Here is a 26,047-nt window from a genome sequence, read left to right as displayed (position 1 = left end):
ATTATTCTTATTTGATCGTACCCAAATCTACTAGTTATTCTCCAGTTTGTTGGACTTCCCTTTAATTTCTAGCTCACTATTACGATTTGGGTAAATATTATTCTCATAATTTATATCTACCATACGACGTGATGGATCGATTGCTACAGATTCAATCTGATCTTTGTCAATATCAATCACGAATGAGTAATAAGGGTTCACCCATTTCCATGCAGACATCAATACCTCGCCTTCATCCAGTGGTCTATTGCCTCTAGTCATTCCCAACGGAATGTGATAATTCAATTTACTCCCATCTACAAGTGTAACCACTACATCCAAAGGCATAGGCATCAAACCTATTCGTTCCATTTCTATTTGAGATCCATCATTAGTAATGCTCACATTTTGCACTGCATAATCGATAGTCTTGGTAGTCTTTGTCCAGTAATCGAAAAACCAATTCAACACTAATCCACTTTCTTTTTCCATGATGATCTCAAAATCTACCGCATTAGGATGTTTGAATTTCCAAGTATTATAATAGCGCAACATGGCTCTATCAAATACTTCTCTGCCTAGGATATATTCTAAGCTTTGCAATGCAAGGGCTCCTTTCCCATAAGCTGCCATACCATAAGCTCTGTGATTTTCAAAATGATCTGCATGTGTAGTTAAAGGCTCTTCTTTTCCTGATTCTACAATACCCTTATAGTATCTATAGTACCCTGCCATTGGTTTTCTTGACTCAAAACTTTCGTCAAACAAGTAGTTCATGGTCATTTCATCATAATACTGATCAAAGCCCTCATCCATCCAATAGAGATAACTTTCGTTTGTACCAAGGACCAGCTGATAGTAGCTATGTAGAAACTCATGAACAGCAGTGCCAACCACGGATTTTAATGGTTTATGTCCTGTCATAAGTGTAAACATCGGGTACTCCATTCCCCCGTCTCCGCCTTGTACCACTTTATAAACGGGGAATGGATATTTTCCACATTTGGCCTCAATAAATGGAATCGCTTTTTTCATATAGTCTCCCAATTCTTCCCATTGCTCTACCAACGTATCACCTTGATAGTAAACATGAAAATCCAGCCCCTCTCTTATCTTCACCACATCATGTTTATAATCTGGATCAGCTCCCCAAGCAAAATCATGAACATTTTCAGCTAAATATCTATGAGTTGTTTTTTTACCATTTTTTGAGTTTTTTGAACTTTGTAAAACTCCTGAAGCTGCAACGACATAATCACTATCTATATCGATGGTGACATCATAGTCTCCCCATGGACTGTAAAACTCTCTACCGATGTAGTCGTGTGAGTGCCAACCAGAGTAGTCGTATTCTGCAATCTTAGGAAACCACTGTCCCATCGAATACCTGATACCTTCCTTGTTATCCCTTCCATTTCTTCTGATTTGGATAGGAACTTGACTTTCAAACTCCATTTCAAAAACAACCATCTGCCCAGGCAAAATAGGTGACGAAAGACGAGCAGTCATTATGGTTCCATCTACAGAGGTATCAATTCTCTTCCCATCCTGCCTGAAGGATTTAATTTTATGATATCCAATTTCATCTTCCTTTAATTTAAAAATACGATCCTGAACCCCTCTTCGGGTATCCGTATGCGTTCTGCTTCGTACGTCCATCATGCTTCCTGGTTGGAAGGCATTGAAATAAAGATGATAAAAAACCTTATCAAGTGTATCAGGCGAATTGTTATAGTATTTGAGTTGTTGAACCCCGGTAAACTGATTGGAAACTACATCCATATCAATTTCCATTTTATACTCTACTCGCTGCTGCCATCTATCTGGTTGTGCAATGGCTGCAAACCCTAAAATCACTAAACTCAATCCAAGTATTCCTCTCGTCAACATATTTTCATTTTGCATTTAAATTCGACTCACAATTTAAATACAACAACTTGAGGCAAATAGAAAATTGTGATGGATAGAGATATGACGTGGTTGGCGGTAATTTAAATTTAAAATTCGAAATTTCAGATTTAGATTCTTAAGATAGACAAGACGCCAACACTTCTCTTTTGACTTCGTGGATACCTTCAAATACAATAATTTCAGGTTTTAACCCAATTGCTGCTTCCATTTTATCCACTTCTGGTTGATAATTTTTATCCAAGGCATAAAACTCATCCTCAGAACCAATAACTACTTTAAGATTCGCACTGCGATTTATATGATTGAAATCTGCAGGTTCCAATTCTGGGGGAAAGCCTCCCGCCCAAAGTACCATGGTTTGAAAATCAATTTTTGAATAAGCGGCCATACGACTGATCATAGATACACCTTGAGAGAATCCCATCAAATGAATGCGATAATTACTCAGTGGCTTACTGTTAAATAAAGTATTAATAACAGCATCAAAGTAAGATTTTTGATTTTGCATATCCGTCTCTCTACCCTCTTTGGTCATCCAGCTAGCACCCACATTTTTTTGATCCGGAAGATAAAATTTTGACAATCCTTGCAAGGCTATAACAAAATGTTTTTCTGAATCAAAAACATCGAACCGTCTGATGAAATACTTACCTAACTGACCATAACCAGGACAGACAATCCAAATATCAGTTGTTTGATCACTCAGCTCATTGAGTGTATAATAAGGAGCAGAAAAGCTAAAATCAATGTGATGCTCCATTAATCAGCGGAGTAAGAAATTCGATAAATCACGCCTGCTCGATCATCGGAGACCAACATTGCTCCATCTGACATAATAATTACGTCTACAGGCCTTCCGAAAGCTTCTTGCGCTTCTTCGTCTAACCAACCATAGACAAAAGGCTCGTACCCAGCTGCTTTTCCATCTTCCATTTTTATTCGCATGATGCGATAGCCAATTTTATTACTTCGATTCCAAGAACCATGTTCAGCTATAAAAATATCGTTCTTGTATTCTTCTGGAAACATGTCTCCAGTATAAAACTTCAACCCAAGTGGTGCAACATGCGGTCCAAGCTTTTGTGCTGGAGCTGTAAACTCTGTACAGCTATATTCTCCTCCGTGCGTGGGGTCTGCTATATCTCCACCATGACAATAAGGATAGCCGAAATGCATTCCCATTTTTGGAGCATGGTTTAGTTCACAAGGTGGCATATTGTCACCCATCATATCTCTGCCGTTGTCAGTAAACCACATTTCATTGGTTTCGGGATGCCAGGTAAAGCCTACCGTATTCCTGACGCCATTAGCAAAGATTTCAAAACCTGAACCGTCTTTGTTCATTCTAGTAATGGATGCATAAACCTCCTTTTTACTTTCACAAATATTGCAAGGTGCTCCTACGGGCACATACAATTTATCATCTGGTCCGATGGCTATGTACTTCCATCCATGATGCTTGTCACTTGGAAATCGATCAGTTATCAAAACTGGCTTTTTTACCTTATTTAGATTAGACTCAATATCGGCAAACTTCCAGATTTTATTAATTTCTGCCACATATAAATCCCCATCATTGAATGCCACGCCATTAGGAGTATCCATATTTTCAGCAATTATGTATTTCTTATCAACTATATCGTCCCCATCAGAATCTTCTAAAGCATAAACTTTATCATCCTTTCTAGTACCCACGTACAGCACACCCGATGGACTCAAAGTCATGGATCGGGCATTGGGTACATTGTCTGCATACAAACTAATAGTGAAACCCTCTGGCAGCTTAATATTCTTCAGTGCTTCTGTAAATGTCTCGTCCTCCAAGATTTCTTCATTAATCAATGGATCCTCTTGCTTAGGCTTTGATTCGCACAGAAAAAAGGTCATAGCACTAATCAGTAAAATCAAAATAGTGTTAAAATAGCGCATGTTGTTTGGTTAAAAATGCTCAGTTAAAATTACATGGGATGTATCCTAATATCAAATGATCTGAGAGTTTTAATTGCTTATGATCCTTTGCATATTTGCGGCATGATTTCAATCAACAATTTATCGTACTACCTGGGTAGCAGAGCCCTATTTGAAAATGCTTCCCTTCACATCAAACCCAAAGATAAGATTGGATTGATTGGACTTAACGGTACGGGTAAATCTACATTATTAAAATTGATCACAGGTCAGCTACAGAAAGACAGCGGTGACATCAGTATGGCTAAAGATTGCACCATTGGGTTTTTGAATCAGGATCTATTGTCTTTCCAGTCTGACGAATCGATCTTATCTGTAGCCATGGAAGCCTTTGCTGATGTGATTGCCATCCAGCACAAAATCGACAAAGTCCTTAAAAAAATGGAGACGGCTTATGAAGATAAGTTGGTTGATAAATTGACCCGGCTGCAAGATGAATTTGAAGCGAATGAAGGATATGTCTTACAAAGCAAGGCTGAAGAAGTTTTAGAAGGCATTGGATTTAATACGGTAGATCTTCAAAGACCTCTTAAAGAATTTTCTGGAGGCTGGAGAATGCGAGTGATATTGGCTAAAATGCTTTTGGAGAAGCCATCCATTCTTATGCTGGATGAGCCGACCAACCACTTAGATTTACCATCGATTCAATGGATTGAAAATTATCTCAAAACCTATGAAGGGGCAGTTATAGTTGTTTCTCACGATAGGCAGTTTCTGAATAACACAGTAAATAAAATAGTAGAGGTAAGCAATCAAGACCTAATTTCTTATCCTGGCAACTACTCCAACTATCTGGAAGAAAAAGAGTTAAGAAATGAGCTGCAGAAAAATGCTTTTGAAAATCAGCAATCTAAAATCAGGCAAACGGAACGGTTTGTAGAACGATTCCGAGCCAAAGCCACTAAAGCCAGACAAGTGCAGTCTAGAGTAAAGGCTTTAGAACGAATGGATCGTGTAGAAGATGTGATAGCGGATAATGCTGCTGTCAACTTCAAATTCAATTTTAATAAACAATCTGGCAGACATGTCTGTACGTTGGAAAATGTATCCAAATCTTATCCTGAAATAGACATTCTCAAAAAAGCCAGTGCACATATCGAACGTGGAGACAAAATCGCCTTAATCGGGGCAAATGGCAAGGGAAAGTCCACAGTACTCCGAATCATCGATGGCGACGAACAAGTGGAAGGCAAAGCTAAGATGGGTTTTAATGTAAATCCTTCTTTCTATGCACAGCACCAGCTGGAGTCTTTGAATGTAGATAATGATATTTTAGAAGAATTGAAGCAATTCGGATCTGGTAAATCTGAACAAGAGCTCCGAGGGGTTTTGGGTTGTTTCTTATTCTCAGATGAAGACGTATTCAAGAAAATAAAAGTCCTTTCTGGAGGGGAAAAATCAAGAGTAGCTTTAGCCAAGACTTTAATTTCAGAAGCCAATTTCTTACTCCTCGATGAGCCGACCAACCACTTGGATATTCAGTCTGTCAATATCCTAATTCAAGCCTTGCAACAATACCAAGGCTCATTTATCCTAGTTTCTCACGATAGGTATTTCGTGACTGAAGTAGCCAATAAGATCTGGTGGATAGAAGATCATCAAATCAAAGAATATCTCGGGACTTATGAAGAATACGCCTACTGGTGTGAAAAAAACAACAAACCAAAGGACACTTTTAAACCCACGGTAGTAAAAGAAGACAAACCTAAAAAAGAGAAGAAACAAAAGGTGGTCGATATAGACCAGAAAGAACTTGCTCGTCTGAAAAAAGAATTGACTAAAGTAGAGTCTGAACTTGAAAAACTGGAGGCAGAGAAAACTAAACTGGAAGCTGAAATGGCTGATCCTGCCAATTTCAATGATGCAGATCAACTGGCCAAAATCAATCAATCCTACGAAACCAATGGCATAGCTCTAAAAACTAAAGATCAGGAATGGGAATCGTTGGTAGAGAAGATTGAAAATTTAGAGGGATAAACTTTTAAACCAATTCTGAACTAACTATAGATCATATTCAGACTCTTATTATTTCAACTTCGCCATTTGATTATAAAGTTCTCGATGTCATTTACTACATTTAAACCTTCAAACTCGACTAAACTATGAAACATATCAACAGAGTGCTCTCTATTCTACTAGCAGCTTCAATCATCTACGGATGTGGAAAAGGATCAAACACAGAAGAACGAAATAACATAGCCCAACAAGTCGCTGAGGAAGAAGAGTCCAGGACTATTCATGATATTGATCAACTCCTCAAGGATCTACCCTCTCCTTCTTTAGTTCCATTTACTTTAAAATCAGTAAATGCTGAGTTTAACAGTGATTTAATAAATGACCTGAAAAATTTTGAAGAGTATCAGGGTAATGAAGATAAAATGGCGATGAACATGGGCGTATTTGCTTCTGACGTCAGCTATTTGGCAGCTTATGGTTTCGAAGATCAATGCCTGAGTTATTTGAAGACTTCGCACAATATAGCCAAAGCACTAGGAGACTCTACCATTTATGATGATGACCACTTGCAAAAATGTTTGGGTCACATAAAAAATCAAGATCAAGAAGAAATATCCAAATTACTCAGTGAACTCTTCCTCACGACAAGTTTACAGATGGAAGAAGGACACCACCTCAACATGGCTGGATTGGCATTGGCAGGTAGTTTTATTGAGGGTATGTATCAAGCCGTAGTCACCATAGATAAGGCTCCAATCACAGCAGAAAATGAAAGACTACTTCAGCCATTAGTCAAAGTAGTTTTAGATCAAGAACCTGCCTTGAAAGAAGTCATTCAAGTATTGCAAGACTTGCCTAACGATGATGCTATCAGCACCATCGTTACTGAACTACAAATTCTTGACGTCCTATATAAAAATGAACTCAAAGAAATCGATGAAAAGATGCAAGCCGATCCAAACTTTGTAGTCAAAAAGCACATGCTTGTTGACATCGACCTAGAAATCAAGAGAATCCGTCAATGGATTGTTGAATAATACTCTGCCCTTTTAATTAAAGTGTTGGTTTACTCCAAAACATGAAAGAAGTCATCGGCAAATATGCATTCGAAGTCATCGTGATCTTTATCGGTATCACCGCCTCTTTCCTATTTGAGGAATGGCGCCAAAATCAAGAGGAAGACGAAAAGGCCATTGAGATTATGAAATCTATGGTGATAGAGCTAGAGCGAAATAATCAATTTATTATGGATGCGGACACCTTCTATCATGAATTGGGAACAAATATTCAAAAATTCTTGTATGGAGATAAAATCTCTCGAGATGAAACAATTGAAATATCCTATTCGCTAATGGAAAACGTTTCAAATTATCGCCTCAAGAGCATCTCCTCTTTCATCCATGGGTTTTCATCCACCGACCATTTGAATATTCTCAATCGTAATAAAAAAATACTCCAGTACCTGAGCTATATGGAGAGCCTTTTAACCGAGCATGAAATATATACCAATGACATAGGCGAATACTCTACTCTAAATTTATGGCCGTTGATTTGCGATTATGGATTGGCTGATGAGCTGGTTTATGACGCTGAAGGTTTGGAAAAGTTGGGTTATAAAAATACACCAACAATTAACTTCAACGACATTACATCTGATCCAGAGCTGATTGATCATTTGAAATGGTGTCAGATTAAAACAATCAGATTAATAGAAATCACCGAAGCCATTCATTTGCAAATCAAACATATCACCAGAGAGCTTAACAAGGCCATAGAGGCTGCTTAATTAATTATTGGAGATCTCCGAAATTCCTCTCCTTTCGTCATTTCAAAAATATTTTTTATAAAAACTACAATCACGATTAAATAATTTTTCTATATTTACGACAATTACGAATATTATAGAAGTATGAAAAAAACCAAACTCGGTGAATTAGAGGAATTAGTACTCCTTACTGTTGTGTTCTTGAATGAATCTGCTTATGGTGTCCAAATCAAATTAGAGCTAGAGAATCGTTTGAAACAAACTCTTAGTGTTGGTTCTATTCAGACTTCGCTCAAGAGAATGGAAGAAAAAGGTTATTTGACTTCCGAATTTGGTCAAGCCACAAAAAAAAGAGGAGGTAAACGCAAACGAATCTATTCAGCCACTACCCTTGGTCAAAAGGTACTTCAGGAAATGAAAGAAGTACGCTCGAAACTATATGATGTTATTCCTTCCATCGCCTAAAATTCCTGACCATGAAAAGCAAGCAACAACAGTCCCCTCCAAATTGGACATTACATATTCTCAAGTCATTTATCAACCCTTACTATCTAGAAGAAATTGAAGGTGATTTGGAAGAACTTCATCAAAGCAATTTAGAAAAGTATTCCACTTTCAAATCGAATTGGCTTTATACTCTTGAAGTCATTAAACTACTCAGACCATTGCTGTTAAAAAGTGCAGAAGGCGTGTATAAAATGAATAATTATGGAATCGTCAAAAACTATATCAAAGTTGCCTTGCGTAGCCTTTGGGCAAACAAATTACAAAGCGTAATTAAAATTGCAGGTATTACAATAGCACTATCCTCTTCGATAACCATCTATCAGTATATTAGCTTCGAGAGAAGTTTTGACGCATTTCACACAAATATAAACCAGCTATACCGAGTAGATGTGGATCGAATACACAGGGGTGCTGTACAGAGCCGAAAGGCTAGTTCCTATTCGGCTTTTGGACCAGACGCTCAACAAGACATTTCTGGAATTGAATCATTTGCCAGAGTCAGAATTCGTACCTCTAGTGTGGTGGTAGCAAAAGACTCTATCCTCACCACTCATAGCATTCAAAAACCTGCATTCGTTGATCCTTCCTTTTTGTCGATGTTTGATTTTGGGCTGAAAGACCCTACTGTCCTCGTAGAGCCCAACAGCATTATTTTAACAAGAAGTACGAGTGCTAAGTATTTTGGAGATTTAAATCCATTAGGTCAAGTCATTACCTTCATACACGGTAGGTATGAATTGCCTTTGGAGGTAAAAGCAGTCATTCCAGATGTCAGGACTAATTCACATATCCAATTCGAAGCGCTAGTTCCTTATCACGCTTTTTATCCAAAAAGCGATTGGATCAGTCATTCATGGGATTGGTCAGGCGTAACTACTTACCTTAAATTAAGACCTGATATTTCACCAGAGCACTTGGAGTCGGCTTTTCCAGCTTTGGTAAGAAAGTATAAAGGCAAGAAAATGGAGGAGAGAGATATGGATTATAAATTTTCCCTCAGACCCGTTAAACAAATTCATTTGAATAGCCATTTAGACGGTGAATTGGAAGCCAACGGCAATGGGCAGTCTATTTATTTTTTGGGTATAGCCGCCATACTTATCCTGGCCATATCATGGCTAAACAATGTTAATCTAACCAACGCGCATAACTCCACAAGAGTAAAAGAAATGTCCGTTCGAAGAGTGCTAGGTGCTCACAAAACACAGATCTTTACGCAACTCTTCATAGATTCTTTATTGACTCACAGTCTAGCTGTATGCTTTGCATTATCAGTTATTCTTACATCTGCTGACCTCATTGAAGGTTGGTTAGATATATCACTAGACTTAGGTCTACTCATGCACTGGCATTTCTGGCTTTTAACTTTACTTTTCGTCCTTTTTGGAAGCCTTTTGGTTTCATTTGATTACAAACTGATTTTCAATTTTATAGGCCAAAATAAACGTACACAAGCCATTGAGCAACAGCCTAATTCATGGCTTAGAAAAACAGGAGTAACTTTTCAATTTGGTATTCTCTTGGTAATGATCATTACCACTTGGGCAGTCAAAGATCAACTCAGCTACATACAAAACTACAATTTAGGAATTGACAAAGAAAAAGTCATAATTATAGAAAAGCCAAGGCTTTCCAGAGCAGAAAGAAAGCGTACTCCCGCATCTACTTTCCAGGATAAACTCGAAAACTTATCATGGGTCAAATCAATTAGCACTAGTTTTCATGTCCCGGGTAGCGAACTCGGTTGGACTGGAGGTATCCGTCAAACCACACAAACAAAAGAACTCGGCCAGGATCTTTACGTTTCTGCAGTGAGTGACCACTACCTAAAGACACTAGGACTAAAATTAGTAGCAGGCTCAAGATTTGAAGATATTTCTTCCGAAGCAAACAACCATGTAATTCTCAATGAAACAGCTACCCAGCTGCTTGGTTTTGACAAGCCTGAAGATGCTGTCCTTAGTGAGCTGATCAGTAGCACGGATCGTAAGCAAAAAGTAATTGGTGTGGTTAAAGACTTTCATTTTAGCTCACTTCGAGATCATATAGAACCATTGATGCTCGCTCACCTCCCTCGTTCTCTTGATTATGTATTTGTCAATTTGGGGAAAGGTGATTTGTACAACCAAATCAACCAGGTAGAAACAGCTTGGAAAGAAGTCTATCCTAATGCACCATTTGGGTTTTTCTTTTTGGACGATCATATCAATCAACAGTACAGTTCAGATATAGAATTTAAAAAACTGTTTACTGCTTTTTCAGCTATTGCCACTATGCTGGCATTAATGGGTATACTTGGCCTCTCCTCTTTTTACACAACACAAAGAATTAAGGAAATCGGTATACGAAAAGTCCTGGGGGCTAGCCTATCGTCTATGGTATGGTTACTTTCTAGTCGGTTTTTGTTACTGATCGTCATAGGTTCGACTCTGGCATTGCCCATCTCCTACTACTTCATTTCTATTTGGCTGCAAAATTTCGCGTATCAGATAGCCATTCCATGGATTTGGTTTTTGGGTTCTTTCATGCTAGTTATTTTCTTGTCATTGCTTATACTAAGTCTTCAAACGGTAAAGGCCGCCAGTGCAAATCCGGTAGAATGTCTTAAATACGAATAATAATAGCTTCTGACATTGAGCAGAATGGTAAAGATGCTCCAGAAATAAAAGGCATCAACTGTCTCACAGGGGATATCTACTTCTTATCCAACGGCTTATCCATTTTCATGACAATGGATTTGAAGATTTCCCAGGCGCGGTAAAACCGATAATGGATTTTGAAATCTGAATCTTCTACAAGGTTCTTCTGTGCGTAGAACAACATCAAACTATTGAGTTTTGCGTATAACTCTTCTCCTAATCTGGTTCTTTTCGTATAACCAAACGGTACAAATCCCATCACTGCCACTTGTTTTCCACCCATAGGCTCCACATAGTGTTCTTCTACTAGTCCAAGTCCTTCCAGGCGATCCAAGATATCCTCAATGGACCCACCAAAAAGTGAAGCGTATTCAAAAATAGGATCTTCCAATTTTTTACGAGTGGTATAAAACAGCATGGAATTGAGCATCTCAAGCATTCCCTCTAGTGCCTCGGCACGATTGCTCCATCGTGTACGATGATGTGTGGTCAAAGAGTCCAGCGACATTTCCAAAAAGATCTTCATGTCTTCCTCCGAGATATCTACATTCTCCACGATATAGGCCAAAATAGGCACCCACATATAAGCCTGTTTAGATGTATACAGCAAATTTGGAGTTGGATCGACTTCTCCTTCAGGCGGTACATAGGGGGTTGTCATGCAGAGCAAACCATATTCATCAACTTTCAGAATGGCTTCGTTACGCTCGTTTATTAATTGTTCTAGACTCATTAATTTTTTTGATTATTTGCCTGAGGCAGTCAATAATACGAAATATCCGCAAGTTAACAAATCCTATTTATTGAACTTCATCTGATGCAGCATCAATCCAGAGGCAGGTGCAATATAGTATTCAGGTGATTCAGATGGTTGATCCAAAGAAGATTGAAGATCAGCAAGGGTAATTTCGTGCTTGCCTAATCGAAACAACCTTCCCATAAAAAGGCGGATTTGATTACGCATAAAGCCCATTCCTTTTACTCTGTAGACAAAACTCTGCTCAGGGAAAAAATTAGCTGTCCAAATATCGTTTTCTACTATTTCACTCAAAATGATTTCTCGTTCAAACTGCGTCCCTTCTTTGGGTTTGTAGCAGTATTCCTGAAAGTTGTGTGTACCTTGAAAAAACTTGGCGCCTTGCTTCATTAACTCTATGTCCAAATTCTCTCTGATATAAGTAATGTATGGCGCTGCAAAAGGGTGATTTTTATTACCAAATGAAAATAAATACAAATACTCCTTCTCCTTGGCATGCTGGATCACATTGAACGTTTTATCAACCTTCTCCATACTAATCGCTCGAATGTCCGCCGGAAGGTTTTCATTGAAATCAGCCAGTAGTTGTTCAACATCTTCAGGCTTTTCCAGAAACAGTTCGAAGGCCGCTTGTGTAGCCGAAACCATCGCATCCGTTCGACTGGCACCCAAAATCTTGAATGGCTTGTCTGCCAAAATATATTTTAAGGTACGTTCGATCATTTCTTGAACGGTCTTGACCCCAGGTTGGCGTTGCCATCCATGATATCGAAAACCTAAATATTGAACTTCTATCAGATAGAAATGATTGGCTTGCATATAATTGAGACCTTTTATTATTAGGCTGCAAAGCTAGCAAGAATGAAGTCAGAAGATATACATCCTTACTTTTTCAACCCCAAAATTTGGTTCAATTTATCATGATCTATCTCACCTCCAGCAAAATCATCAAATGCTTTTTGAGTGACCTCAATGATGTGGTCAGAAATAAAAGTCGCTCCTTCTCTGGCTCCTTGTTCTTGTGATTTGATACAGCACTCCCATTCAAGCACGGCCCAGCCGTCGTAGCCATATTGACTTAGCTTGCTGAATATTTGTTTAAAGTCTACTTGCCCATCTCCAAGAGATCTGAATCTTCCAGGGCGATCTATCCAATCTTGATAACCGCCATAGACGCCTGATTTTCCACTGGGTCGGAACTCGGCATCTTTGACATGAAACATACGAATCTGCTCATGATAGATATCTATGAATTGCAGATAATCCATTTGCTGTAAAATGAAATGACTTGGATCATATAGGATTTTGGCGCTTGTGTGATTGCCAGTTACATCCAAGAATCGTTCGAATGTAATACCATCGTGCAAGTCTTCCCCAGGATGCAATTCGTAACAAACCTCTACTCCCAAGTCTTTACAGTAATCCAGTATAGGCAACCATCTGTTTGCCAACTTATCAAACCCAGCTTCCACCAATCCCTTTGGCCTTTGCGGCCAGGGGTACATGGTATGAAAAAGCAAGGAACCAGAAAATGACCCAATCACGTTCAACCCCATATGATTACTAGCCTTGGCCGATGCTCTCATTTGACGAACAGCCCAGGCCGATCGCTCCTTTGGATTATTATGTAAATCTTCAGGCACGAAAGCATCAAACATGGCGTCATAGGCAGGATGTGTAGCTACCAACTGACCCAGTAGATGGGTAGACAATTCTGATATCACTAACCCAGACTCCTTCACCACACCTTTAATTTCATCACAATAAGCCTTGCTATCTGCTGCTTTTTCAATATCAATCACTCTCTTGTCCCAGGCAGGAATTTGTACGGCTTTATAGCCCATTCCTGCTACCCAATCACAAATATTTTTCAGATTGTTGAAGGGTGCTTCATCGCCTAGGAACTGTGCTAAAAAAATGGCGGGTCCTTTGATCGTTTTCATCTTAGAGCGTTTTCCAGACGTTTCCGTCTCGGTTAGATTCTACTACTTTTTCTATAAACTGCATGCCTCTGACTCCGTCTAATACAGTAGGATATTCACCATCATTTGATTCTTCCTCTCGAATGGCTTTGGCCATGCCTTTATAAATATTCCCCATGGCATCAAATATCCCTTCGGGATGACCAGGTGCCATTTTCGTACTCTCCTTCGTGAACCGGGCATTGTATGGATTGCCAGGCTTTAGTGTTTGAATGGGTTTACCTTCCTTAAGTAGTGTCAATTCCGTTGGATTCTCCTGACACCACTTCAGGCCGCCTTCCTTTCCATAAACCTGAATGGTTAGATTGTTCTCCTCTCCAGTGGCGATCTGGCTAGACCGAATCACACCTTTGGCCTTGCCCATACGTATCAGTACGGTTCCATCTACATCCAAAGAATTGTCCTCATAGAGATAATTCAAATCTGATAGCAAACGATCTACTTGCAATCCAGTGGTGTATTCAGCCAAGTTGAAGGCATGCAAACCGATATCTCCAATACAACAGGAAATTCCTGACTTCGTAGGATCCAAACGCCATACAGATTTTCTCTTTTCCTTTTCATGAATGAAAGGATTGATCCAACCTTGATAATACTGTACATCCACTCGTTGGATGTCGCCAATCTCTCCATTGGCTATCATGGTTTTCATCTGACGAACCATAGGATAACCAGTATAAGTATGTGTTAAACAAAAACGTTTATCAAATTGATTCACAAGCACTTGTAATTCTTCTGCTTCAGTAGCAGTCATGGTCATGGGTTTTTCACAAATCACATGAAAACCACCTTCGAGCAGTTTTTTAGCCATCGGGTAATGCAAGAAGTTTGGCGTGACGATAGATACCACTTCTATCCGCTCTGACTCAGGCAACTTATTTTCCTCTACGATCAAAGTCTCTACATTTGGGTACACTCTATTGGTGTCTAATTCCAGTTCCTTAGCAAAGGCTTTGCCTTGCTCATAATCCACATCAAAAGCTCCACCAACCAGTTCATAGCGCTCACCCATATAAGCAGCTATGCGATGGGCTATGCCTATAAAGGCACCTTGACCACCTCCTAACATACCCCATTTTATTCTTCCTTTATTCATTATCTATGAAGTCTTGTATTCGACTTTTTCATTTTTAAAGCTTAACGCAAACACCACTAGAATCAACGCGGCAAAACCCGCTGGGTAAAACCAGATTTCCTTCCAGTTGTGAAGACCTTGTGCATTGACATAACTATCAGATATTTTTCCAGCTACCCAAAAGCCGATCAACATGCCTATCCCATAGGTGGCTAAAGTAATTAAGCCTTGCGCCGCACTTTTATGTTTTTCTCCAGCCTTGGTATCTGTATAAATTTGCCCTGACACGAAAAAGAAGTCATAACAAATGCCATGTAGTGCTATACCCAATAACAGCATAAACGTGAGCTCATCAGCATTGCCAAAAGCGAACAATACATAACGAATGGTCCAAGCCAGCATACCAAAGAGTATGGTTTTCTTAAAGCCAAACTTCTTGAAGAACACAGGAAGTAATAGCATAAACAAAACCTCAGAGGCTTGCCCAATGGTCATCTTGCCTGTAGGGTTATCTACGCCTATTTCCGCTAAGAAGGGATTCGCGTTTTGATAGTAGAAAGCCAATGGAATACAGATCAGAACAGAGGATAAAAAGAAAATCAGAAAGTTTTTATCCTTCAATAGTTTGATAGCATCTAGTCCCAGTATATCAGAAAAAGTAATCTTCTCTCCTTTATTAGCCTTTGGAGGTGTCTTGGGCAAACTAAAACTAAAGAGTCCTAATATTCCTGAAGCGAAAGCCGTCATTAGAAAAGTGTTTTGCAACAATCCATTTTGGATTCCCGAACTTGAATCCCAACCGAAAACATAACTTATGGCTAAACCAGCCACAATCCAACCAATAGTGCCCCAAACACGGATATAAGAAAATTCCTTGGCCGGATCAGTCATTTGATTAAAGGACACAGAATTGACGAGTGCCAAGGTAGGCATGTAAACAATCATGTAACCCAAAATGTAAGGATAGAATGACCCAAAGTCAGGACTCTGCGACATCAGGAACATAAATACTGCCCCTGCGATATGTAGCACCCCTAAGATTCTTTCTGCGTTAAAAAAACGATCTGCGATTAGTCCAATAATAAATGGTGCTATGATGGCGCCCCACGACTGTGTGGAATAAGCCATGCCTGTCTCGGCTCCAGTAGCATTCAGGTTGTTGCCCAGAAAGGTGCCCAACGTGACAAACCAACCTCCCCAGATGAAAAATTCCAGAAACATCATCACTGACAGTTGTATTTGAGTTGATTTTTTCATTTAATTCAATTAATTATTGTTGTATAAATTTGTTCAACACAATCAAATCCACTTCCCAAAACTGGATTAATCAAAGCAAAATAGCTTTTATCAAAGTTTTACATGTTTAAAATATTTCAATGAATAATATTAAACAGCACATCGTACCTTTCAGGGAAGAAAATGGATCAGTATATCACGCCGACACTTGCTTGCCTTTGGTGGATGCCGTGAAGAGAGAAAAAGTAGAATTCAAGGCACTGGCCAGACACACCTACCCTGGCGACCGGCTCAATGAAGATACCAAAGGGCTAAATACCATTGGCTACTGGAGTGCAAACGAAGCGCAAGACTGGGGACTCGACTGGCATAGAAATGAAGGGGTAGAGTTTCACTTTTTGGAATCTGGACATATGCCCTATGCCGTAGAAAATACGGAGACTGAATTGTTTCCTGGTGATTTTACCATTACCCGCCCATGGCAACAACACAAAGTAGGCAATCCAAATGTGGGAATTGGTAAATTCTACTGGGTGATTATAGATGTGGGGGTACGTCGTCCGCATCAGCCATGGACTTGGCCAGATTGGGTTGTATTGTCTGATGACGATCTTAATCGTCTCAATCTCCTACTCAGACAAAATGAGCAACCCGTTTGGAAAGCCACTTCAGAAATCAAAGCCTGTTTCAAACAAATCAATCAAACCATTCATCAAGATGTAAACGGCTCTTCTGCGTCCAAAATTAGAATCCATATCAATGAACTTTTGATTCACCTCCTAGATATGTTTGATAAGGGCAAGATGGTACTGAATGAATCGCTCACAGACAGTATGCGGTCTGCCAAGCAGTTTATTTCTGAACTATCCAACAACCTATCACACCCCTGGACCATTGAAGAAATGGCAGCATCATCAGGACTTGGTACCACCAGATTCACCCACCACTGCAAGCAACTGACCAACCTCACTCCTATGCAGTTATTGACCAAGAACCGCATCGACTGGTCAAAAAATCTGCTATTAGAAAACCCAAATCAGAGCGCCACGCAAATCGCCTACACCTGCGGATTTACCACCAGCCAGTATTTCTCTACCGTCTTCAAAAAGCAGGAAAAGTGTTCTCCTCAGGAGTTTAGGGTAAGGAATAAGGTGGAGGTGGTTTGATCGTTTCTTAAAAAACTCTTCCAAAGTTTGAAACTTTGGAAGAGTTGCTTCAGGTCCTTCCCTGTTCTATTTTGGCTTTTTTGGATTGGTCACGAAATAGCTCATGTGCTATTAAATAGCTGTAGTTGGCTTGTTGGTCATGCCGAAGGAATGCATTGGGGATAAGACCAACACGGGCAGCAAAGAAGAAGGCAACAAGACTTAAAAGGACTAAAAGTATCCTCTCCTTAAGAAAAGTCGTCATCACCCGACGATAGTTCGGGTGATCCGTATCGTTTGGCAGAAAACAAGAAAACTGCAGCTCATCTGGCAAACAGAATACCCAAATGCCCAAAAACCTGGGATCGTACAATGACGACTGATTTTAATGTACAATTTCATTCATTGAATGATTTTAAACAAGTGATATATTCTAATCCTATACTTTAGATAAAGTTTTGGGTGTAAATAAGTCTAGACAGATTTCAACTGATAGATTTTATACACTTAAGCCTACTACTTTATCAACGATTAAATGAAAACAATACAGACTCTGATATTCTGTAGCTTAAGTCTAGCCATCTTCAGCTGCGGATCAGGCAAAAAAAGCGAACGGCAGGTAGCCAACAAGTTCAAGATTAAACAGCTGCTCGAGAAAAACACCTGCTTTACTTGTCACAAGCAGGATGAGAAGTTGGTTGGTCCCTCCTATGCAGAGATTGCCAAAAGAAATTATAGTGACGAGCGCATTGTGGAGTTGATTTATAAACCAGAACCAGAAAACTGGCCAGAATACCCCGCTCCTATGATAGCATTACCCCACCTCGATAAGAAAGAATTATTAGAAATTGCTCATTGGATCAATTCCCTAAACTAAGCACTAACTCGATGCAGAAATGAAAACAACTAGAAGAAACTTCATCAAACAATCAGGTCTATTGACAGGAAGCTTGGCCATCGCCTCCTCTCCATTATTAAGTGCCTGTACTAAAACCACAAAAGTGACAGACTTCAAAATATCACTAGCCCAGTGGTCCTTGCACCAAACGCTATTTGCTGGTGAAATGAGCAATCTTGATTTCGCTAAAGCAGCCAAAAACGACTTTGGTATTTCGGCAGTAGAATATGTAAGCCAGTTTTTCAAAGACAAAGCCAAAGACAAAGATTACATCAACCAAATGAAACAAGTCGCTGCTGATAATGGGGTAAAAAACCTCTTGATCATGGTAGACGGTGAAGGTGAACTAGGAGACAGTGACGAAAACAAAAGAAACCAGGCCGTAGAAAATCATTACAAATGGATCGAGGCTGCCAAACAATTGGGTTGTCATTCCATCCGAGTAAACGCAGCCGGAGAAGGTTCCGCTGAAGAAGTCCAGCAAAATGCCATTGAAGGGCTAAGAAGCCTATCCACTTTCGCAAAGGACTTTGACATCAACGTCATTGTAGAAAATCATGGCGGCTATTCATCGAATGGCAAATGGCTCAACAAAGTCATTTCTACGGTTGACATGAAAAACTGTGGCACGCTGCCAGACTTTGGTAACTTCTGTATCACCAGAGACGAAAACTGGAATTGTCTGAAGGACTATGATCGCTATCAGGGCATGAAAGACCTGATGCCTTTTGCCAAGGGAGTAAGTGCCAAATCACATGATTTTGATGAGAATGGAAATGAGATCCATTCTGACTTTAGTAAAATGCTGAAGATCGTAAAAAGCGCAGGTTTCAAGGGGTATATAGGCGTAGAATACGAAGGCAAAAAACTGAGTGAATACGATGGCATCAAAGCCACCAAAGCTTTGCTTGAAAGAACAATTGCCTCGTTGTAATTCAATTTAACCGAAAAGAAAATGAGCAAGATCCAAAATGATAGCAGCGCCTTCAACATCAATTCGAACAAAGCCAATCACTTTGATGCGATTGTAGTCGGCTCAGGCATGAGTGGCGGCTGGGCAGCCAAAGAATTTACCGAAAAGGGATTGAACACCCTGGTACTAGAGCGTGGTCGAAATATCGAGCATGGCGACTACCCCACCGCCAGCATGGAACCCTGGACTGATCCACATGGCATGGCCATGGATCCCAAAGTGATTGCCGATAATCCAGTGGTAGGCAAGTGTTATGCATTCACCAAAGAGCATGAGCACCACTTCGTCAAGGACAAAGAACATCCTTACATTCAGATCAAACCCTTCGACTGGATCCGAGGTTATCAGGTAGGCGGTAAATCATTGATGTGGGCACGTCAAGTGCAACGCTGGAGTGATTTGGACTTTGAAGCCAATGCCAAGGATGGCCACGGAATCGACTGGCCCATTCGGTATGCGGATTTGGCACCTTGGTACAGTTATGTAGAAAAGTTCGCAGGCATCAGTGGTAATAGAGATGGCTTGGATCAAATTCCTGACGGAGAATTTCTTCCGCCCTTCGACATGAACTGTGTGGAAAAGGATATTAAAAAAACGCTAGAAGGCAGTTATCCCGAAAGAAATGTAATCATTGCCCGAGCAGCGAACATCACCCAAAGACACCATGAACGAGGACCCTGTATGGCGCGAAACAGATGCGCCAGAGGCTGTCCTTTCGGAGGATATTTCAGTGCCAATAGTTCTACCCTACCAGCCGCCAAAAAAACTGGCTATATGACCTTGAGACCGCATTCAGTAGTTCACTCGGTGATCTATGATGATGATAAAGGAAAAGCCATCGGCGTAAGAGTGATCGATTCAAACACCAAAGAAGTTACTGAATACTTCAGCAGAGTAATCTTCTTGAACGCAGGTACAGTAAACACCACAGCCATCATGCTCAATTCAAAGTCAAATACTTTCCAGGAAGGCTTGGGCAATGAAAATGACGTTCTAGGCAGGTACTTGATGGATCACGATTTTAGAGGGTATGCCCGTGGTAGAATCGAAGGCTATGAAGAAAGTTACTTCAACGGTCATCGTCCGACTGGGCTTTATATGCCAAGATTTAGAAATTATAAAAACGACAAGCAAAAGGATTTCTTAAGAGGATATGCTTATCAATTGGGTGCAGGACGAGGCGCTGGAAATTTTAAACCCAAAGACCCAAAAATTGGAGTAGATTTTAAAGACAAGCTCACTGAGTTTGGTTCTTGGGGCATGGGATTTGGCCCTATGGGCGAACAACTGCCACATGCCGATAATAGAATTACACTAAGTACTACACAAAATGACGACTGGGGAGTTCCTTTGGTAGAAGCTGATGCAGAGTTTAAGCAAAATGAGGATAACATGCTCCAAGATGCACTCGACAATGCCGGAGAGATGTTAGAGGCCTTTGGATGTAAGGACATTCATACTGGAATAGACCCCAATTGGCAGGTAGGATTAGGCATTCACGAAATGGGTACGGCTAGAATGGGTCATAGTCCAAAAGACTCCATTCTCAACAAGTACAATCAAGTGCATAACGCCAAGAATGTGTTTGTTTCAGACGGCGCTTGTATGACTTCTTCAGCTTGTCAAAATCCGTCGTTGACCTATATGGCCATTACAGCACGAGCAGCCAACTATGCAGTGGATGAACTAAAAAAAGGGAACCTATGAACAGAAGAGAAATATTAAAATCTGTAGGCCTGATCGTGGGCGGCACCGTGATCGGCGCCGATTCCTTTCTTTTGAGTGGCTGTACTTTTTCTGAAGAGCAGATAGGGATATTGACCAATGAACAAATTCATTTGTTGGAAGAAATTGCTGAAGTGATATTGCCACACACGGAAAAATCTCCCGGAGCAAAAGACGCCAAGGTAGGAGCTTTTGCAAATAGGATTGTAACTGACTTTTACAATGGGCAACAGCAACAAGTCTTTTTGGAAGCACTGGCCAAATACAAGGAAATGAACTTCGCCTCATTAACTCCAGCGGAAAAGGAAGCGCAACTTTTGAGAGAAGAAACGAACATCGAAGAAAACCCACGCTACACCTTCAACAATGAGGAAACGGGTGAAACGTTCGAAACTCAGCCTGCCTATGTCATGATTAAACAACTGTCTATCTGGGCTTATCTCTCTTCTGAGATTGTTGCCAAAAACAATTTCAACTATCTACCTATCCCTGGCAAATACACCGGATGCATAGAAGTAACCACTGAAACAAAACCCATGTACGGGAATCCAAGACCAGGCAAAGCCCTGGAGAAAATAGAAGGAACGAAAGGCTAAAAAATACGGATTAGTGAAGCAAGGTAGATTGGGTCAGCAATGACTTAGTTTACCTTTTTTAGTTCACTCGTTTGTAAATCTTAGCATCCGCATAAAACGTCCCAAATGGAATCAGGGAGGCAATCAAAGCAATGGCCGAGGTCTTCATGCCCCATTTGTGGATATAAATATTTTGAAGGCAGAATATACCATATAGAATAAACAACCAGCCATGAGCCATACCTACATAAAAATTTGGTTCGCGGATATCCAGCATGTACTTCAACGGCATGGTAACAGCAAAAAGCAAGTAGCTAATTCCCTCCAATATCGCCAATAGTCTTAATCTTCCGATCGGTGTTTTCAATTCCATTTCTATTCTACTTTTCCCTTTTGACCTTCAAATACAACCACATCCCCTACTTTCATCTTCTTTCTACGGCGCGTTTCTACCTCGTCATTCACAGTTACTTCGCCATTGTCGATTCTGATTTTGGCTTCGCCGCCCGTAGCCACCCAGCCAAAGGCTTTGAGTAGATTATTCAGCTCTATGTATTCTTCGTCAGGTCGTAATTTGAATGTTTCCATTAAATCAAAAATTTGAATTGCAAAAGTATCATTTTAAAAGCTTCTGTTCAGCCTGATCTATATTAAACGTAGATATTTTCTTATATTGGAATAACCTTGAATCAATTACCACTTTGTTATAAGTCAAATTGCCAAATTCGAATCAAAAAGATCTCCTTCAGAAATACACCATACTTAACTTAGGAATTGGTGTGTCTGTCCCACTGGCTGTTATTTCCATCAGTCAGTTGTATCCACAATTCTTTTATAACCATCTGGTGATTTGGATTTCGTTTATACTCGCGGTATTTATTATTATTTGGATGCTACTGAATATGGCTAAGGCATCGAGCAGTAAGTATATCCGATTGCCAGGATTGATATTATGGGGTGTGGCTAGCCCACTGACCAGTATTTTTTTGTTTGGCGCAGTATATTTTGGAACAATCAATCAAGTCACAGAGCTGTCATTTACCAAAGCATTGGAATTTAGTTTTTCGGCTTTTATTAGAAAAACAAGTCCTGTATCATCGATCTGTGATTGTCAGTTTTTTGAAATTTCTCAAAACTATCTCGGCTACTTGCTTTTTGCCTATGCCATAGCCGTCATTATTCAAGGGATAAATTTTAGACGAAATGACCAATTGAATTGATTAATCCATACTGATCGTCTTAGTTGACAGTGCAAAATTCACAAGTTCACCTATGGTCTTGAGATTGAGCTTTTCTTTGATGTTTTGCTTATGTTTTTCTACGGTTGACGTAGCAATATTCAATACATCGCCTGTTTCTTTGCTCAGCTTACCAGACGCAAGTACAAATAGTATTTCTTGTTCTCTTTTGGTCAAGGTTTTGAGCCGCTCCACATTCTTTTTATCGTATTTAATAGTCTCATAATCTTTGCTTGAATTAAGAATTGCCAAATTGATTGTGAGCTTTAATTGATTTGAATTGAATGGCTTTAATAAATAAGCATAAGGCGAGGAAGTTTCAGCTTTGCTGATGGTCTTTTCATCAGCATACGCAGAAAGGTATACAACAGGGATTTTTTTCATCCCAGTCAATTCTTTAACCAATTCGATCCCATCTATGTCTGAATTCAGATTAATATCAGATATGATCAAATCGAATTTTTCAGAGGCAAACTTATCTCTGGCTATGTCTGGTTTCAATGCTATTTCTACCTTTGCATAATCTCTCTGTTCAAGTATAGCCTTTATATCCTTGGCTATAATTGCCTCATCTTCTATCAACAGTATCTTCAGCTTACTCATGGTTTACCGGTATTCTAATGATGTTTTTTACTCCCTTGTTATTTTCTATTGTAATGGTTCCGTTCAGTTGACTGACCATGTCTTTGACCAGTCCTAAACCCAACGAAGAACTTTTGATTGCTTCATGATCATATCCTTTACCATTATCAGCTATGATCAATACTAGTGTACCTTTTTTCACACTACAACTAATGAATATTTTATTCTTTTCACTCCATTTATCAAAAGCGTATTTGCTCGTATTGGTAAGTAATTCATTGATGATTAATCCATAGATTGTAATATTAAAATTCGCTACTTTGGAAGGTTCCATATCGTAGTCTACTTCAAACATAGGTGCCTCATCTACGGCTATCAGTCTAAGTACATTTTCACATATTCCTTTAGTGAAAATATCTACCGCTACATGTTCATTTTCAGAATCCATCATATTTTCTAAATAAGAAATATTGGATATTCTATTTTTAGCAGAATGAAGGATTTCGACGGACGCTTTGTCCTTCATTTGCATGGCTTGCAAACTCAAAAGACTAGATATGATTTGCAAGTTGTTTTTTACCCGATGCTTCAATTCACGCATCAAAAAAGTAATACTTTCCTTTTGATTATTGGAAACATTCAATGCTTCACTGAGTTCTTTGGTTCTTTCCTGAACAATTTTTTTCAACAAGGCCTTGTTACGTTTTAGGCTAGCATACTTGTAAAAAGCATAGCTTGAAATGGTCAAAACCAAGAGTAATACTGCAGCTATTCGAAACCACCAGGTCTCATACCAAGGCGGAACAATTGTAATATTCACGACACGCTCAAAGTCGCCCCATGTACCATTATCATTCGTTGCTTTAATTTTAAACTTATAATCGCCTGAAGGTAAATTCGTATAAGTCGTTTGCTGGCTTTTTGTGGCTGGCCGCCAGTCTTTGTCGAACCCCTCCATATAGAAACTATAATTCACTTTTGAAGGGTTCAGAAAATTGGTAGCAGCGTATTGGAAACTCAATACATTTTCTTCACTCTTGAAAATATAATTATTACTATACAAACTATTTTTAGATATTGGACTATTGAAAATTTCTATAGACTCTAAGTGTACCTGAGGCTGGAAAGGATTCGTATTGATTTGCAAAGGATTAAATATATTGATCCCATCTACTCCTCCAAAATAGAAATTACCTTGTTTATCTTGAAATGCTGCTTTCCCATTGAATTCATCATTTTGCAATCCGTCCTTTGCACTATAAGATTTGAATTCCAAGGTATTGGGATTGAATACTGAAATTCCTTGATTGGTACTAACCCAAACGTGATCGTTGGCATCAATCAACACACCATAAATGAAATCGTTCGGAAACCCTTCCTGACGATAGTATCTTCTTGAATGCCAGTTGTCCGTAGATACCTGAGTAAGTCCAGTGCTTGTGCCCAACCAAATATCACCACGTGAGTCTTCATTGATTCCAAAAATCCGATTGCTATTAATTCTAATGGAGTCTGGTCCATTTTCATGCAAATGATATGATTTTCCTTTCCCCCTCTTCCCTATCAAATAAACACCCTGATCCGATCCGATCCACAGATTGTCCTTACTATCAACAAATGAAATTCTAGCCCTATTAAGCTGCTTCCCGTCGACTAAAAACTCTTCGATCATATTTGTTTCAATATTATAAACAAACATCCCACTAGACCAAGTAGATAGTAGCAATTGCTGTTGGGACAGCGGACGAATATCTATAATCGTTTTGTCATTCTTTTGATTTAAAAAATCAACTTTCACAAATTTATCGTTCGACTCGTTGTATTTCAATAAGCCTGTACCATCGAACCCCCCGCACCATATGCCTCCATTTTCATCTCTCGAAAGTGCGTAAATCAATGCATCAGGAAATCCTTTGTAGTGATTAAATTTTTTGTCCAATAGATTATACCGGATTACATTCGATGAAGTACCTAACCAGAGAACCGAATCCTTACCTGGTAATATTTGAAAGGTGCTCAGCTTTGTATCCTTAGAATAACCCGGGACAGTTAGAGCAATGGTCTCGAATTTTTTTTGATATTTATTGTAATGATGTAAACCTTCTCCTGCTGTACCAAACCATATATTTCCTTTATCGTCACTATAAATGGATTCAATTTCTAGAGGTGTGAAAATTCGATTATTTTGATCTTTCAATATGATCTGGCTAACAGCCTCCTCATCCAAGTGATACCTTAATAATCCATTCTTGGTTCCAAGTAAAAGCTTATCGTCTTCAATTTTCGACACACAGTTCACCAATTGATTGTCAATTAGAACTTCAGCCCCATTCGTTTTAAGATCATATCTATAAAATGCTTGATCAGTACCTATATACCATTGATTTCGCAGTTTCACAATAGCATTGTGCGAAGACTGATCTACACTCGTTTGACCCGTTATTTCAAGTTTTTTAAGGTCAAAAATTAAAAGTCCAGAACTCAGGGTAGCCAATAAAAATTGATGCTCATCTATTGCAGTAGCATTCTTTACATAGTTTTCAGAATTACTTCTAGGCAACTTCACTGGAGTCAATTGCCTGGTTTTTCTATTTAACACATAAAAAACGTCGGCTAGAGAAAACAGCAAATACTGATGGTTGAGTTGAAATACTTGATAGGAGATCGCTCCAGACATTTCAGGAAATGGAATGCTAAACTGCTCAGTTCGCAAGTCCAAAGCAAAAATCCCTTTAGAATTAGATGCTATCCACAGCGTATCTTCTACGATAAGCAAGCCTCGATTGTGATCATCAGGAATACTGCTACTATCAAGTGGATTGTCAGCGAATACCTTCATCTGCAACCCATTGAAACGATGAAGACCATCCTCGGTGGAGAACCATAAATAATCCAGATCGTCTTGAACTATCTTTTGAACATTAAGCTGTTTAATGCCTTTTTCTTGACCGATATAATTGATTTGAAGAGTGTCAGTCAGAGTAGACCCAACAACAGGGGTGGCCTGCATCAACAGGAAACATATCCAAATAGAAATTAATCTCAACCTTTTCTCTTAATGTTCAACTTAGTTTAGGTTATAAGTTGAATTGCATAGCCAGCAATAGCCACTAATCTAATAAGATGAAAATATTGT

At 39.4% G+C, this 26,047-nt stretch carries 24 protein-coding genes; 11 read left to right on the top strand and 13 right to left on the bottom strand.

Going from position 1 to position 26,047, the window contains the following annotated elements; translation table 11 throughout:
- Positions 1-30: 30 nt before the first annotated feature.
- From ABJH98_RS06735 to ABJH98_RS06725, 3 genes are all read right to left on the bottom strand, one after another.
- A complete protein-coding gene (locus ABJH98_RS06735; protein ID WP_348306867.1) occupies positions 31-1,884 on the bottom strand; it encodes a M1 family metallopeptidase in 1,854 nt (617 codons plus the stop codon).
- A 121-nt stretch (positions 1,885-2,005) separates the two neighbouring features.
- Positions 2,006-2,650: an alpha/beta hydrolase gene (locus ABJH98_RS06730; protein WP_348306866.1), complete on the bottom strand. Its 645-nt coding sequence runs from the start codon at positions 2,648-2,650 to the stop codon at positions 2,006-2,008.
- Positions 2,650-3,819, bottom strand: coding sequence for a sorbosone dehydrogenase family protein (locus ABJH98_RS06725; protein ID WP_348306865.1), 1,170 nt, complete (start codon positions 3,817-3,819; stop codon positions 2,650-2,652). Before ABJH98_RS06725 ends, ABJH98_RS06730 begins: the two co-directional genes overlap by 1 nt.
- Before the next feature lie 102 nt (positions 3,820-3,921).
- Between ABJH98_RS06725 and ABJH98_RS06720 the strand changes: the two genes are divergently transcribed.
- From ABJH98_RS06720 to ABJH98_RS06700, 5 genes are all read left to right on the top strand, one after another.
- Positions 3,922-5,835: an ABC-F family ATP-binding cassette domain-containing protein gene (locus ABJH98_RS06720; RefSeq protein WP_348307246.1), complete on the top strand. Its 1,914-nt coding sequence runs from the start codon at positions 3,922-3,924 to the stop codon at positions 5,833-5,835.
- A gap of 125 nt (positions 5,836-5,960) precedes the next feature.
- Positions 5,961-6,851: a hypothetical protein gene (locus ABJH98_RS06715; RefSeq protein ID WP_348306864.1), complete on the top strand. Its 891-nt coding sequence runs from the start codon at positions 5,961-5,963 to the stop codon at positions 6,849-6,851.
- A gap of 41 nt (positions 6,852-6,892) precedes the next feature.
- Positions 6,893-7,600 (top strand): hypothetical protein, encoded by a 708-nt coding sequence (locus ABJH98_RS06710; RefSeq protein WP_348306863.1) that lies wholly within the window; start codon positions 6,893-6,895, stop codon positions 7,598-7,600.
- A gap of 123 nt (positions 7,601-7,723) precedes the next feature.
- Positions 7,724-8,044, top strand: coding sequence for a helix-turn-helix transcriptional regulator (locus tag ABJH98_RS06705; RefSeq protein WP_348306862.1), 321 nt, complete (start codon positions 7,724-7,726; stop codon positions 8,042-8,044).
- Between the two features lie 11 nt (positions 8,045-8,055).
- Positions 8,056-10,704: an FtsX-like permease family protein gene (locus ABJH98_RS06700; RefSeq protein ID WP_348306861.1), complete on the top strand. Its 2,649-nt coding sequence runs from the start codon at positions 8,056-8,058 to the stop codon at positions 10,702-10,704.
- A 76-nt stretch (positions 10,705-10,780) separates the two neighbouring features.
- On the opposite strand, the gene ABJH98_RS06695 is transcribed toward ABJH98_RS06700, so the two are convergent.
- From ABJH98_RS06695 to ABJH98_RS06675, 5 genes are all read right to left on the bottom strand, one after another.
- Complete coding sequence (locus tag ABJH98_RS06695) at positions 10,781-11,458, bottom strand: hypothetical protein (RefSeq protein WP_348306860.1); 678 nt, start codon at positions 11,456-11,458, stop codon at positions 10,781-10,783.
- Between the two features lie 63 nt (positions 11,459-11,521).
- Positions 11,522-12,301 carry a tRNA pseudouridine(38-40) synthase TruA gene (gene truA / locus ABJH98_RS06690; protein WP_348306859.1) on the bottom strand — a complete coding sequence of 260 codons (780 nt, stop codon included), beginning with the start codon at positions 12,299-12,301 and terminating at the stop codon, positions 11,522-11,524.
- 65 nt (positions 12,302-12,366) lie between these two features.
- Positions 12,367-13,425 carry a sugar phosphate isomerase/epimerase gene (locus tag ABJH98_RS06685; protein ID WP_348306858.1) on the bottom strand — a complete coding sequence of 353 codons (1,059 nt, stop codon included), beginning with the start codon at positions 13,423-13,425 and terminating at the stop codon, positions 12,367-12,369.
- 1 nt (position 13,426) lies between these two features.
- A complete protein-coding gene (locus ABJH98_RS06680) occupies positions 13,427-14,560 on the bottom strand; it encodes a Gfo/Idh/MocA family oxidoreductase (RefSeq protein ID WP_348306857.1) in 1,134 nt (377 codons plus the stop codon).
- A 3-nt stretch (positions 14,561-14,563) separates the two neighbouring features.
- On the bottom strand, positions 14,564-15,796 hold the full coding sequence (locus tag ABJH98_RS06675; protein ID WP_348306856.1) for a nucleoside permease: 1,233 nt from the start codon (positions 15,794-15,796) through the stop codon (positions 14,564-14,566).
- Positions 15,797-15,915: 119 nt separating this feature from the next.
- Between ABJH98_RS06675 and ABJH98_RS06670 the strand changes: the two genes are divergently transcribed.
- A complete protein-coding gene (locus tag ABJH98_RS06670) occupies positions 15,916-16,941 on the top strand; it encodes an AraC family transcriptional regulator (RefSeq protein ID WP_348306855.1) in 1,026 nt (341 codons plus the stop codon).
- 49 nt (positions 16,942-16,990) lie between these two features.
- Here ABJH98_RS06670 and ABJH98_RS06665 read toward each other — a convergent pair whose 3' ends face one another.
- On the bottom strand, positions 16,991-17,293 hold the full coding sequence (locus tag ABJH98_RS06665) for a hypothetical protein (RefSeq protein WP_348306854.1): 303 nt from the start codon (positions 17,291-17,293) through the stop codon (positions 16,991-16,993).
- Between the two features lie 162 nt (positions 17,294-17,455).
- Here ABJH98_RS06665 and ABJH98_RS06660 point away from each other — a divergent pair, with 162 nt between their 5' ends.
- The 4 genes from ABJH98_RS06660 to ABJH98_RS06645 are packed head-to-tail and all read left to right on the top strand — an operon-like array spanning position 17,456 to position 21,112.
- Positions 17,456-17,797 carry a c-type cytochrome gene (locus tag ABJH98_RS06660; RefSeq protein WP_348306853.1) on the top strand — a complete coding sequence of 114 codons (342 nt, stop codon included), beginning with the start codon at positions 17,456-17,458 and terminating at the stop codon, positions 17,795-17,797.
- A gap of 19 nt (positions 17,798-17,816) precedes the next feature.
- The gene (locus tag ABJH98_RS06655; protein WP_348306852.1) at positions 17,817-18,752 is read left to right on the top strand and encodes a sugar phosphate isomerase/epimerase family protein; all 936 of its coding nucleotides are present in this window, start codon (positions 17,817-17,819) and stop codon (positions 18,750-18,752) included.
- A 21-nt stretch (positions 18,753-18,773) separates the two neighbouring features.
- A complete protein-coding gene (locus tag ABJH98_RS06650; RefSeq protein ID WP_348306851.1) occupies positions 18,774-20,498 on the top strand; it encodes a GMC family oxidoreductase in 1,725 nt (574 codons plus the stop codon).
- Complete coding sequence (locus tag ABJH98_RS06645; protein WP_348306850.1) at positions 20,495-21,112, top strand: gluconate 2-dehydrogenase subunit 3 family protein; 618 nt, start codon at positions 20,495-20,497, stop codon at positions 21,110-21,112. The genes ABJH98_RS06650 and ABJH98_RS06645 overlap by 4 nt, the downstream gene beginning before the upstream one ends.
- A 58-nt stretch (positions 21,113-21,170) precedes the next feature.
- Here ABJH98_RS06645 and ABJH98_RS06640 read toward each other — a convergent pair whose 3' ends face one another.
- Complete coding sequence (locus tag ABJH98_RS06640) at positions 21,171-21,464, bottom strand: DUF3817 domain-containing protein (protein ID WP_348306849.1); 294 nt, start codon at positions 21,462-21,464, stop codon at positions 21,171-21,173.
- 2 nt (positions 21,465-21,466) lie between these two features.
- Positions 21,467-21,679, bottom strand: coding sequence for an RNA-binding S4 domain-containing protein (locus tag ABJH98_RS06635; RefSeq protein WP_348306848.1), 213 nt, complete (start codon positions 21,677-21,679; stop codon positions 21,467-21,469).
- 128 nt (positions 21,680-21,807) lie between these two features.
- On the opposite strand from ABJH98_RS06635, the gene ABJH98_RS06630 reads away from it, so the two are divergent.
- Entirely contained in the window at positions 21,808-22,311 is a 504-nt protein-coding gene (locus tag ABJH98_RS06630) for a hypothetical protein (RefSeq protein WP_348306847.1), read from the top strand.
- Here ABJH98_RS06630 and ABJH98_RS06625 read toward each other — a convergent pair whose 3' ends face one another.
- Both ABJH98_RS06625 and ABJH98_RS06620 read right to left on the bottom strand, forming a co-directional pair.
- Entirely contained in the window at positions 22,312-22,932 is a 621-nt protein-coding gene (locus ABJH98_RS06625) for a response regulator (RefSeq protein WP_348306846.1), read from the bottom strand.
- Positions 22,925-25,957 carry a two-component regulator propeller domain-containing protein gene (locus tag ABJH98_RS06620; protein ID WP_348306845.1) on the bottom strand — a complete coding sequence of 1,011 codons (3,033 nt, stop codon included), beginning with the start codon at positions 25,955-25,957 and terminating at the stop codon, positions 22,925-22,927. Before ABJH98_RS06620 ends, ABJH98_RS06625 begins: the two co-directional genes overlap by 8 nt.
- Positions 25,958-26,047: the final 90 nt, after the last annotated feature.

Source organism: Reichenbachiella sp., from assembly GCF_039969095.1.
Classification (GTDB): domain Bacteria; phylum Bacteroidota; class Bacteroidia; order Cytophagales; family Cyclobacteriaceae; genus Reichenbachiella.
The sequence above is the reverse complement of the archived record's forward strand: the minus strand, read 5'-3'. Positions and strand labels throughout refer to the sequence as shown.